Annotated in this window: 12 protein-coding genes, 1 tRNA gene and 1 pseudogene; 13 read left to right on the top strand and 1 reads right to left on the bottom strand. The window is 73.5% G+C overall.

The genetic code is table 11. The features are described from left to right. Window positions 1-130: 130 nt before the first annotated feature. The 5 genes from proB to ACWCXH_RS28210 all read left to right on the top strand — a co-directional run bounded on the left by proB (window position 131) and on the right by ACWCXH_RS28210 (window position 5,165). A complete protein-coding gene (gene proB / locus ACWCXH_RS28190) occupies window positions 131-1,267 on the top strand; it encodes a glutamate 5-kinase (RefSeq protein WP_449804286.1) in 1,137 nt (378 codons plus the stop codon). Between the two features lie 150 nt (window positions 1,268-1,417). Next, entirely contained in the window at window positions 1,418-1,942 is a 525-nt protein-coding gene (locus ACWCXH_RS28195) for a hypothetical protein (protein WP_449804287.1), read from the top strand. Between the two features lie 58 nt (window positions 1,943-2,000). After that, window positions 2,001-3,317 (top strand): glutamate-5-semialdehyde dehydrogenase, encoded by a 1,317-nt coding sequence (locus tag ACWCXH_RS28200; RefSeq protein WP_449804288.1) that lies wholly within the window; start codon window positions 2,001-2,003, stop codon window positions 3,315-3,317. A gap of 90 nt (window positions 3,318-3,407) precedes the next feature. Beyond that, window positions 3,408-4,001, top strand: a complete 594-nt coding sequence (locus ACWCXH_RS28205) for an SCO2584 family spore wall biosynthesis protein (RefSeq protein WP_449804289.1) — start codon at window positions 3,408-3,410, stop codon at window positions 3,999-4,001. Window positions 4,002-4,103: 102 nt separating this feature from the next. After that, window positions 4,104-5,165 carry an SCO2583 family membrane protein gene (locus ACWCXH_RS28210; RefSeq protein WP_449804290.1) on the top strand — a complete coding sequence of 354 codons (1,062 nt, stop codon included), beginning with the start codon at window positions 4,104-4,106 and terminating at the stop codon, window positions 5,163-5,165. Window positions 5,166-5,287: 122 nt separating this feature from the next. On the opposite strand, the gene ACWCXH_RS28215 is transcribed toward ACWCXH_RS28210, so the two are convergent. Next, window positions 5,288-6,349 (bottom strand): M48 family metallopeptidase, encoded by a 1,062-nt coding sequence (locus ACWCXH_RS28215; protein ID WP_449804291.1) that lies wholly within the window; start codon window positions 6,347-6,349, stop codon window positions 5,288-5,290. Between the two features lie 249 nt (window positions 6,350-6,598). Here ACWCXH_RS28215 and ACWCXH_RS28220 point away from each other — a divergent pair, with 249 nt between their 5' ends. The 8 genes and pseudogenes from ACWCXH_RS28220 to ACWCXH_RS28255 form a co-directional block, all read left to right on the top strand. Continuing rightward, complete coding sequence (locus ACWCXH_RS28220; protein ID WP_449804292.1) at window positions 6,599-6,745, top strand: hypothetical protein; 147 nt, start codon at window positions 6,599-6,601, stop codon at window positions 6,743-6,745. 236 nt (window positions 6,746-6,981) lie between these two features. After that, window positions 6,982-7,137 carry a hypothetical protein gene (locus ACWCXH_RS28225; protein ID WP_359973503.1) on the top strand — a complete coding sequence of 52 codons (156 nt, stop codon included), beginning with the start codon at window positions 6,982-6,984 and terminating at the stop codon, window positions 7,135-7,137. A 136-nt stretch (window positions 7,138-7,273) separates the two neighbouring features. Beyond that, a complete protein-coding gene (nadD, locus tag ACWCXH_RS28230) occupies window positions 7,274-7,906 on the top strand; it encodes a nicotinate-nucleotide adenylyltransferase (protein ID WP_449804293.1) in 633 nt (210 codons plus the stop codon). 14 nt (window positions 7,907-7,920) lie between these two features. Further along, window positions 7,921-9,708: an LCP family protein gene (locus ACWCXH_RS28235; protein WP_449804294.1), complete on the top strand. Its 1,788-nt coding sequence runs from the start codon at window positions 7,921-7,923 to the stop codon at window positions 9,706-9,708. Between the two features lie 125 nt (window positions 9,709-9,833). Beyond that, the gene (gene rsfS / locus ACWCXH_RS28240; RefSeq protein WP_224284631.1) at window positions 9,834-10,292 is read left to right on the top strand and encodes a ribosome silencing factor; all 459 of its coding nucleotides are present in this window, start codon (window positions 9,834-9,836) and stop codon (window positions 10,290-10,292) included. Beyond that, entirely contained in the window at window positions 10,289-10,936 is a 648-nt protein-coding gene (locus tag ACWCXH_RS28245; RefSeq protein ID WP_449804296.1) for a histidine phosphatase family protein, read from the top strand. The genes rsfS and ACWCXH_RS28245 overlap by 4 nt, the downstream gene beginning before the upstream one ends. Before the next feature lie 150 nt (window positions 10,937-11,086). Beyond that, window positions 11,087-11,159, top strand: a tRNA-Ala gene (locus ACWCXH_RS28250). A gap of 108 nt (window positions 11,160-11,267) precedes the next feature. Beyond that, window positions 11,268-11,348 (top strand): annotated as a pseudogene (locus ACWCXH_RS28255) (nucleotidyltransferase); the annotation flags it as partial.

An 11,348-nucleotide genomic window follows, 5' to 3' on the forward strand; every position in this document is an offset into this window, starting at 1 on the left:
GGCCGTGACAGGGCCGGGTCCAGCCGGTGAAACACCCTGCGGCCCACCTGCACGGATCGCGTAGATTTCGGGGGTGACGGCCGGGCCGGGCCCGCCGCACCCGCACCACACCGGAAGGGCGTACAGCGAGATGAGCGAGGACTCACTGCGGGAGGAGGTGCTGACCGCGCGACGGATCGTCGTCAAGGTCGGCTCCTCCTCACTCACCACGGCGGCCGGCGGCCTGGACGCCGACCGCGTCGACGCCCTCGTGGACGCGCTCGCCAAGGTGCGCGCCCGCGCGGAAGCGCCGGAGGTCGTCCTGGTCTCCTCCGGCGCCATCGCCGCCGGCCTCGCCCCGCTCGGACTGGAGCAGCGGCCCAAGGACCTGGCCCGCCAGCAGGCCGCCGCCAGTGTCGGGCAGGGCCTGCTCGTCGCCCGCTACACCGCCTCCTTCGCCCGGTACGGCATCCGGGTCGGCCAGGTGCTGCTCACCGCCGAGGACGCCAGTCGGCGCGCCCACTACCGCAACGCCTACCGCACCCTCGACCAGCTGCTGGCGATGGGCGCGATGCCGATCGTCAACGAGAACGACACCGTCGCCACCGCCGAAATCAAGTTCGGTGACAACGACCGGCTGGCCGCGCTGGTCGCCCACCTCGTCCGGGCCGACCTGCTGGTGCTGCTGTCCGACGTGGACGGCCTCTACGACGGCGACCCGTCCCGCCCGGGCACCAGCCGGATCGCCGAGGTGCACGGCCCGCACGACCTCGACGGCATCCAGATCGGCAGCGCGGGCAAGGCCGGCGTCGGCACCGGCGGCATGGTCACCAAGGTCGAGGCGGCCCGGATCGCCACCGGCGCGGGCATCCCGGTGGTGCTCACCGCGGCCAGCCACGCCGCCGACGCGCTGGCCGGCCGGCCCACCGGCACCCTGTTCCTGCGCACCGGCAGCCGCACCTCCGACCGGATGCTCTGGCTGGCCCACGCGAGCAGCCCGCGCGGCGCCCTGCACCTCGACGCGGGGGCCGTCTCGGCGGTCGTCTCGGGGGGCGCGTCGCTGCTGCCGGCCGGGGTCGTCAAGGTCGACGGGGAGTTCGCCGCGGGTGATCCGGTGGACCTGATTGCCGAAAACGGCCACATCGTGGCGCGCGGGCTGGTCAACTTTGATGCGAGGGAGTTGCCCCGCCTGCTCGGCCGGTCCACCCGTGACCTGGCCCAGGAGCTCGGCGCCGCGTACGAGCGGGAGGTCGTCCACCGCGACGACCTGGTCGTCCTGCGCGGCTGACCGGCCGGCGCGGGGCTGGTGCCGGCGGGGGCCGCTCCGCACGGGGAGCGGGGCCCGGCCGCGGGCGAGGAGGGGCGCAGCCGTACGCGTCGGCCGAGCGCCGGCGGGACGGGTGGGGACGACAGGACATCGCCGAACAGGAGGCCGCCGGTGGAACGCAGGCGCGAGGCAGCGCTGACCGGAGGAACGGCGGGCCGGCGGCTGACCAGCATCGACGGCGGACGCGGGGACGGCCCCGCCGAGCCGTCCGGTCCGCCGCCGCAGGGGCCCGGCGGGGTGCGCGGCCTGCGGCCGGAGCGCCGGGACACGGGGGAGCCGCCCGGCGTGCCCGAGCAGGCGCGGCTGTGGCACGTGGTGCTGAGCGTGGCCGGGCAGGTCACCCCGCTGTCCTCGCTGCGCGCCTCGCTGGAGCGGCTCGCGCACGACCACTCGTTCTTCCTGACCGCCCGGTACGCCGCCGACCACGCGGAGATCCGCTACTGGGAGCAGGCCCGGGACCTGCACGACGCGGCGGCGATCGCGCTGCGGCTGTGGGGCGAGCACAAGGTGACCGCGAGCCTGCCGCCGTGGGAGATCGTCGGGCTGGAGGTGGTCGACCGGGCGACGTACCACAAGCGGGTGGCGGAGGGCTTCGGCGATCCGCCGCCGCACCTGGGCGGGGTGCACCCGTACTGACCGTTCGGATGGCGAAACGGCGGCCCGTCGGATGTGGCGCAGTCGCTACCCTTGGCGCATGACCAGCGACCTCGCCACCGCCGCCAGCCCCGTCCTCGCCGTAGCGCGCCGTGCCCGGGAGGCCGCCGCCGCGCTCGCCCCGCTGCCGCGCAAGGCGAAGGACGCCGCGCTGTCCGCGATCGCGGACGCGCTGCTCGCCCGCAGCGCCGAGGTCGTCGCGGCCAACGCCGAGGACGTGGCCCGGGCCCGCGAGGCCGGCACCGCCGAGTCGGTGATCGACCGCCTGACGCTGACCGACGAGCGGATCGCGGCGATCGCCTCCGACGTGCGGAGCGTGACCGGCCTGCCCGACCCGGTCGGCGAGGTCGTGCGCGGCTACACGCTGCCGAACGGCCTGGACGTGCGCCAGGTGCGGGTGCCGCTCGGCGTGGTCGGCATCATCTACGAGGCACGGCCGAACGTCACCGTCGACGCCGCCGCGCTCTGCCTCAAGTCCGGCAACGCGGTGCTGCTGCGCGGCTCGGCTTCGGCCTACCGCTCCAACACCGCGCTGGTCGCCGTCCTGCGGGACGCCGTCGTCGCGGCCGGGCTGCCCGCCGACGTGATCCAGCTCGTCCCGGGCGAGAGCCGCGACTCCGTCCAGGAGCTGATGCGCGCCCGTGGCCTCGTGGACGTGCTCATCCCGCGCGGCGGTGCCTCGCTGATCCGCGCCGTCGTCGAGGGCTCGACCGTGCCGGTGATCGAGACCGGCACCGGCAACTGCCACGTCTACGTGGACGCGCAGACCGACCTGGCGATGGCCGTCGGCATCCTGCTGAACTCCAAGGCGCAGCGGGTCAGCGTCTGCAACGCGGCCGAGACGCTGCTCGTCCACCAGGACGTCGCGGACGCCTTCCTGCCGCTCGCCCTCGTCGCCCTGGCCGGCGCCGGGGTGACCGTGCACGGCGACGACGCGGTGCTCAAGGCCGCCGAGGGCACCGGTGCCACCGTCGTGCCGGCCACCGACGAGGACTGGGGCGCCGAGTACCTGTCGTACGACATCGCCGCCGCCGTGGTGCCCTCGCTGGACGCCGCCGTCGAGCACATCCGCCGCTGGTCCTCCGGCCACACCGAGGCGATCGTGACGACCTCGCAGGCCGCCGCCCGCCGCTTCACCCGGCTGGTCGACTCGACCACCGTCGCCGTCAACGCCTCCACCCGGTTCACCGACGGCGGTGAGTTCGGCTTCGGCGCCGAGATCGGGATCTCCACCCAGAAGCTGCACGCCCGCGGCCCGATGGGCCTGCCGGAGCTGACCAGCACCAAGTACATCGTCACCGGCGACGGACACGTCCGCGGCGAGGCCGCGCAGACCGTGGGCGGGGACGCCGTCTGAGCGGGGCGCACGGGGGCCCGAGTCACACGTGTGACGGACCAACTGTCGGGAGCCACAGACAAATCGCCCGCCCGGTAATACGCTGAATCCGTGGCAGACGATGTGGGGGGCTTGCCGTACCCCGACGGCGCCGACCACGGTGGTGCGGACGACGAGTTCGCCACCGTGGTCTTCGACGAGGCCTTCGTCCGGTCCGCCGCCGTGCACGAGCCGACGGCCAAGGAGCGGCAGCTCGCCGCCGCCGAGGCCAGGTTCGAGCCGGACACCGCGGGCCCGGGCTGGGGCTATGACGTCCCGGCCGGGGACGGGCTGCCGCTGGAGCTGCGGCCGTACCCGAGCCGGCTCGACGACGACCACCTCTACCCTGACCCCTGGTCAGGCCCGGGCCGGGCGGTCGGCCGTTCGGGCCGTCGCCGGGGCCGGCGCGGGTACGTCCCGGTCCGCGCGCGGGGGCGCTACGTCGCCCAGCAGCGCTGGCACCGGCCGGTCGCGTGGGTGCTCGCGGTGATCATGGGCGTGAGCCTGGTGGCGGTCGCCGTCGCGGCGATCTACCAGGGCGTGGGCGGCGCCTCCGGCGCGCCCCGGCGGCCGGAGTCCGGCAGCAGCAGCGCCGGGGTCGACCCGACGCCCGCACCGGCCCCGCCCGCCGCGCCGCCGCTGGTGGTCACCGCGCCGGCCGGCTGACCCCGCGGGGGTCGTGCGCCCGGGACGGGCGGTCACGGAGCGTTCCCGGGAATCTGCGTGAGCACCCTCGTGGCGGAGCGGGGGTGCGCCTACCCTGGTGGTGTGGGTGACCCGCGAGAGCCTCCGGAGGGTACGCCCGACGGTGGGTCCGGAAGCGAGGACGAGTACCGGTCCGTCGTCTTCGACGAATCGTTCGTGCGTGCTGCCCGGATCCAGGAGCTGTCCGCCCGGGAGCGGCTGGCCGGCTCCTTCGGCAGGGCCACCCGGCCCAAGGTGCGGCTCGGGCCGCTCGGCTCCGTGCCCCGCCAGGCGCTCGCACTGCTGTTGCTCATCCTGCTGGCCTTCGCGGCCGCCGTGTACTTCGGGGTCAGCTCGCCCAAGGGCACCGCCGCGCGCCCCGAGGGCAGCCAACTGTCCGTCAGTCTGGTCGCGTTGAGCCCGGCTTCGGCGGTGCGGCCGGTGGCCGACCCGGCGAACCCGTTCGCCTCGCTGCCGGTCGGGTACGGGGACGGGACGATGGGGCTGAACACCCCGGCCGGGACCTCCACCGAGCACTTCAGCCGGGTCGAGGTGACCAAGGCGCTCGACACCGTGCAGCGCTACCTGGTCGCCTCCTCGCTGGCGCCGGTCGCGCTCGTCCAGGGCGCCACCGCCGACGTGCGGGCCTTCGTCACGCCCGGCGAGCAGGCCCAGTTCGACGCGAGCGTGACACAGCCCGTCGACGACCGGCACCACGCGGTGACCGGCTGGATGGTGCGCTTCGACCCGGCGCAGGTGGCGCTGGCGACCGACACCGTGAAGGTGACCGGTGCGATGCGGGTCGACGAGGTGGACAGCGCCACCCTGCAGATCACCACCGACCACACCTTCGTCTACGCGCTCAAGCCGGCCGGAGCCCCGAGCGGCGCGCCGGTCACGCTGGAGACCGTGCGGCGGGAGCTGACCTTCCAGTTCGACCGGATCGACCTCGGCGCGGCGCAGCTGCGGCTGGTCGACGCGGTGGTGCAGGCCGGACCGCAGCCGTGCACGACGTCCATGGCCGGCTTCCTGCAGCCGGTGCTCGCGACCCCGCAGGGCGCCCAGGTCCCGGGCCCGGCGGCGATCGACCCGGGCAACCACGCGCACCCGGCGTGGCAGGTGTGCGGGGTGCTGGCAGGAAGCTGACCGGCCTGGAACTGACCGGCCTGGAGCCGGACGGGAGCCGGCCGGCGGAGAACCGGTCGGCCGGGAACGGCGGACGGCCGGCGGCCCCGGGCGGGGCTCACCGGCCGTCGGCGGTGGGACGGTTACGACTCGTCGGCGTCCTTGGCCGAGGAGCCGGTGCGCGGGCCGGCGCCCGCGAAGGTGTCGCGGATCCTGCCGCCCACGGTCGCCGCGCCGCCGGCCACGTCGCGGATCAGGCCCATCAGCGGGTCCTTGCTCTCCTTGACGGACGTCGTGTAGTGGTCGGCGGCGGCCTTCCACTGCTCGGTGACCGACGTGTCCGGGTCGTCGGTGCGGCGCGGGTAGGCGCCGGCCAGGATCGAGCGGTACTCGTCGCTCTCGGCCCACTTCTTCAGCGCGGCGACCCGGACCACGGCGAACGGGTGGCTCTGCGGCAGCACCTGGAGCAGCTTCAGCACGCCGTCGCGCAGGTCGCCGGCCTTCTCGTACTCCTCGGCCTGCTCCAGGAAGGCGTCCACGTTCATCTCGGCCAGGTTGTGCCCGCCGGCCAGCTTCATCAGGGCCCGCATGGACGCCTGGAGGTCCTGCCCGGCCAGCAGGCCGGCCCGGTCGCTGGACAGCTCGGCCTTGCGGAACCACTCCTTGAGCGCCGTGACGATCGCCATGATCGCCAGGTTGCCGAGCGGCACCCAGGCGATCCGGGTGGCGATGTTGGTGAGGATCAGCAGCATCGTCCGGTACACGGCGTGGCCGGACATCGCGTGGCCGACCTCGTGGCCGATGACCGCGCGCAGCTCCTCCTCGTCGAGCAGCTCGACGAGGCCGCTGGTGATCACGATGATCGGGGTGTCGATGCCGATGGTGTAGGCGTTGACCGTCGGGTCCTGGGTGACGTAGAGGTCCGGGACCTTCTCCAGGTCGAGCACGTAGGCGGCGTCGCGCACCATGTCGTGCAGTTCGGGGAACTGCCGCTCGGAGGTCTTCACCGCGGTGGCCAGGAACATCAGCCGGATCGCCCGCTCCGACACCAGGCCGGCGAGCTTCTTGAGGATGTCGTCGAAGCCGGTCAGCTTGCGCAGCGCGACGAGGGCGGAGCGGTCGGCGGGGTGCTCCCAGGCCCGGGTGGAGATCTCCGGGAACCGCTGGCGGCGCCGGCTCGGGGTCTTCGCGGTGGTGTCGGTCATGGTCTGAGTACCCTCCTGGTCGACGGCGGCCCCGGCCGGTGGCCGGCCCCCCGCTGGTCTTCGCCTGCAACGACTGCCTGTGCAACGTCCGTGGTTGCGTACTCGTCCCCGGGGCCAGCCTACGCGGGGCCCGGCCGCGCCGGAGGGGCCGGTGGCGGGCGCGGGTGTGAGGCCGGTTTACCCTGAGTGCCCTGGAGAACCGAGACCGGACCCGGCCGCGGTACCCGAGCAGTCCGAGGAGCCCCGCAGATGTCCACCGACGCCCTTGTCACCCTGGCCGCACCGATCTCGGACCAGGCCGGCCCGGGCTGGTTCCTGCGGGCCATCCTGATCGCCTCGTTCGTCGGCGTCGGCCTGCTGGTCTGGATCATGGCCCGCGCCTTCCGCGGCAACTAGGACCCGCCGCGGCCCCGGCAGGCGACTGCGCCCGCCTCGCTTCGCCCGGGCTCGGCAGCCGCTCCGCGAAACGCGCGCTTCTCGACGGTGAGCCCGCTCCGCTCGCTCACGCCCGGTCAGCGGTGGTGGGCCGCCGAGCGGTTGCCGTGCGACCCCCCGTACGATGACGGGTGGGCCCTCACCGGCCCGGAAGCACCCCCAGGTCCGTCCTCCGAGCCGAGAAGGTCCCGCCGACCATGAACACTGCCGCCGCACTGCCCGTCCTGAACCTGCTCGCCGACGGCGAGGGGGGCAACCACGACAGCCTCAACCCGTACCTGACGGGTGGCGCCGCACTGTTCGTCCTGCTGCTCCTGCTCTTCGTGACGACCCGCTTCAACCGGGACCGCTGAGGCAGGCCCGAGGCCGCTCGGGGAGCGCCCGGCACACCCGTCGGCCGCTCCCTCACGCATGTCCGGACCGGATGTCCGACCAACTCCCACACGGGTGTTCCCGCACCGTAACGGGCGTCGCGTAAGGTGTGGCGGCATGGGAGAGCAGGCCGGGATTCCCGGCGGACCGGAACCGGTGAAGAAGCGCCTCGGCGTGATGGGCGGCACCTTCGACCCGATTCACCACGGCCACCTGGTCGCCGCCAGTGAGGTGGCGAGCGCGTTCCACCTGGACGAGGTGATCTTCGTGCCAACCGGGCAGCCGTGGCAGAAGAGCGACCGTCAGGTCACCCCGGCCGAGGACCGCTACCTGATGACGGTCATCGCCACCGCCGAGAACCCGCAGTTCTCGGTGAGCCGGATCGACATCGACCGCGACGGCCCGACGTACACCGTCGACACCCTGCGCGACCTGCACGCGCTGCACCCCGACGCCGACCTCTTCTTCATCACCGGCGCCGACGCGCTCGCCCAGATCCTGTCCTGGCGCGACTCCGACGAGCTCTTCTCGCTCGCCCACTTCATCGGGTGCACCCGGCCGGGGCACACTCTGTCGGACGCCGGACTCCCGGTGGGCGGGGTCTCCCTGGTGGAGGTCCCGGCGCTGGCCATCTCCTCCACGGACTGCCGCAACCGGGTCGCCAAGGGCGAGCCGGTCTGGTACCTCGTCCCGGACGGCGTGGTCCGCTACATCGACAAGCGGGCGCTGTACGCGCCGCACCGGACCTGACCAGGAGCGTATGCGTGACTGATCGCAGCGGCGGCGACGCGGGGCAGCGCCCGGAGGACTGGTCGACCGGACAGTACTCGCAGTACCAGCCGTACCGGCAGCAGCCGGTGCAGCAGTACGACCAGTACGGGCAGCCGGTGCCGTCGCCGGTGTACGGCCAGGACCCGTACGGCGGCTACCAGGAGCAGTACCAGCAGCAGCCGTACCAGGCCTACCAGCAGCAGCCAGTGCAGGCCCCGCAGCAGTACGACCAGCAGTACGGCCAGCAGTACGACCAGTACGGGCAGCCCGTGCAGGCGTACCAGCAGGGCGGCTACGGGTACCAGGAGCCGCAGCCGTACGCCTACGACGCATACCAGCAGCAGGCGTACCCGGTGGTCGAACCGCAGCCCGAGGCCGCGGCTCCCGCGGCCCCCGCCCCTGCCGCCGCGCCCGCGCCGCCGCGCCCGCGCACGCCCCGGCCCGCCGAGGCCGCACCGGCCAAGCCCGAGCCGCCTTCCGAGATGGTCGGTGGCAGCCGCACCCCCAAGGGCGGCGCCAAGGAGCCCAAGGACGCCTACGCCACCGGCCAGTTCACCTTCGTCGAAGAAGAGGCGGAGGAGACCGAGGACGTCATCGACTGGCTGAAGTTCGCCGAGTCCCGCACCGAGGTGCGCGCCGAGCGCCGCCGGCGGCTGCGCAACCGGCTGATCGGCCTCGGGGTCGTCGTCGCGCTCGCCGCGGGCGGCGTCGGCGGCTACCTGTTCTTCACCGGCGACAAGCAGACCGCCGCCAAGGCGGCCGGCAAGCGCCAGGTCAACGTCGTGCACCTGCGCGACCTGCAGGGCAAGGTCTCCAGCGCGCTGCTCGTCAACGACGCGGCCGGGGGCAAGGGCACCGTGCTGCTGCTCCCCGACAACCTGCGGCTGCCCGGCCCCGGGGACCCTGCGGTCGCCTCCGTCAGCCAGGCCCTGGACCCCTCCATGGGCGCCGCCGCCACCCGCGACGGCCTGGCCACCGTGCTCGGCGCCCCGGTGGCCGGCACCTGGCGGCTGGACACCCCCTACCTGGAGCTGCTGGTCAACCAGCTCGGCGGCGTCCGGGTGGACACCAACGCCGAGACCCACGACGGCGGCAAGCCGGACGGCGCCCAGCTCAGCGCGGCCGGCAAGAACACCCTGCTCAACGGCAAGGCCGCGGTCGCCTACGCCACCCTGCAGGCGGCGGGGGAGAACCGTGACGCCCAGCTCGCCCGCTTCGGGCAGGTCATGGACGCGGTCGTGCGCACCATGCCGACCGACTTCAACGAGGCCAAGGACGACGTGCACCGGATGAACGCGGTGCTCGACCCGTCGCTGCCCGAGGACGCCCTCGCCGGGGTGCTCGCCCAGCTCGCCCAGCAGGCCAAGGGCGGCCACTTCGGCACCACGGCGCTGACCGTCAAGCCGGACGGCTCGCTGGACGAGGCCACCGCGGGCAAGCAGGTCAAGGACGTCCTCGGCGGCACCGTGAAGTCCGCCGTGTCGGGCGACGCCCCGGCCCGCGTGTCGATCCAGGACGCCTCCGGGAACGACCAGGCGGCAGCCGCCGCGCAGGTCCAGATCGTGAACGCGGGTCTGACCTTCATCCCCGGCGGTACGAAGACCGCGCCGCAGGCGACCAGTGAGATCCGCTACACCGACGACGCCAAGCAGGCCGCCGCGAAGTCGCTGGCGACCAGCCTCGGACTGCCGGACACGGCGGTGAAGAAGGCCGGCGACGCCCAGAACGCCGACCTGGTCGTCGTCCTCGGCAAGGACTACCAGCCGCCGAAGAACCAGTAGGCGGCGCTCGCGGGCCGGGCGGCCCCGGAAAACGGTTCCGGGGCCACCCGGGCGGCGTGAGATCCTGGAAGGCGGTCCCGGCGGTGCGTCGGGGCAGTCCCAAGCCTCCGAGCCGGAAGAACACCGTGACCGTCACCGACCACAGCCAGCAGCTCATCACCGTCGCCGCGCAGGCGGCGGCCGACAAGCTGGCGCACAACATCATCGCGTTCGACGTCAGCGAGGTGCTGTCGATCACCGACGCCTTCCTGATCGCGTCCGCGAACAACGACCGCCAGGTCCGCTCGATCGCCGAGGAGATCGAGGACCAGCTGCGCGAGCAGCTGGACATCAAGCCGGTGCGCCGCGAGGGCGAGCGCGAGGGCCGCTGGATCCTGCTCGACTACCTGGACATCGTCGTGCACGTCCAGCACTCCGAGGAGCGCTCCTTCTACTCGCTGGACCGGCTCTGGAAGGACTGCCCCGAGCTGCCGCTGCCCGAGGACGCGCTCGCCTCGCGCAACCGTCCGGACGCGCACACCGACGAGGCCGGCAACGCCGTCGCCCCGGCCGACGACTTCGGCAAGCCCGAGGACCTGCACTGAGCCGGGGCGCGCGGGGCCCGCGCATCGTCTTCTGGCGCCACGGGCAGACCTCCTGGAACCTCGAATCGCGCTTCCAGGGCACCACCGACATCGAGCTGACCGGGCAGGGTGTGCTGCAGGCGCAGCGGGCCGCCCGGCTGCTCTCCGGGCTCCGTCCCGACCTGCTGATCTCCTCGGACCTCAAGCGCGCCAAGCGCACCGCCGACGAGCTGGCGAAGATCATCGGGCTCGACGTGCAGCACCACGAGGGCCTGCGGGAGACGTACGCGGGCTCCTGGCAGGGCCTGACCAACGCCGAGATCCGGGCCCGCTACCCCGAGGAGTACGCGGCCTGGGCGGCCGGTGAGCCGGTGCGGCGCGGCGGCGGCGAGCTGTCCAGCGAGGTCGCGGACCGCTCGGTGCCCGTGGTGCTGGACGCCGTGGACAAGCTGCCGGAGGACGGGACGCTGGTCGTGGTCAGCCACGGCGGGACGATCCGCACCATGCTCGGGCGCCTGCTCGGCCTGGAGCCGGCGCTCTGGGAGTGCTTCGGCGGGCTGTCCAACTGCTGCTGGTCGGTGCTGGGCCGGGGGGCGCGCGGCTGGCGCCTGCTGGAGCACAACGCGGGCACGCTCCCGCAGCCGGTCATCGGCGACGACACCTGAGTGTCGGCGGCGGGGTGCGGAGCGGGAGCACGGGCCCCGGAGGGGCCCGAAGGGGCGGATTTCGCAGTTCCGGGCCTGACCAGCTAGAGTCTTCCTCGTTCGCACGGAGGGAACGCGGCCCGGAAGGGAAGCGGGAGATCCGGTGAGTGCGGGGCTATAGCTCAGTTGGTAGAGCGCTTGCATGGCATGCAAGAGGTCTGGGGTTCAATTCCCCATAGCTCCACTCCGCACCAGTGGTCCGGTTCGCCCCGGTCCGCGCGTGTCGCGGGGCTATAGCTCAGTTGGTAGAGCGCTTGCATGGCATGCAAGAGGTCTGGTCAGCACGGGCACGCTGCTGAGCGATCTCGAACGCCACGATCTCGGGTGGTTCGTCGCCTGTCTGTGCACCCCGTTGCTCGGGGACGACCTCGCA

This window comes from Kitasatospora sp. NPDC001660, assembly GCF_053596725.1.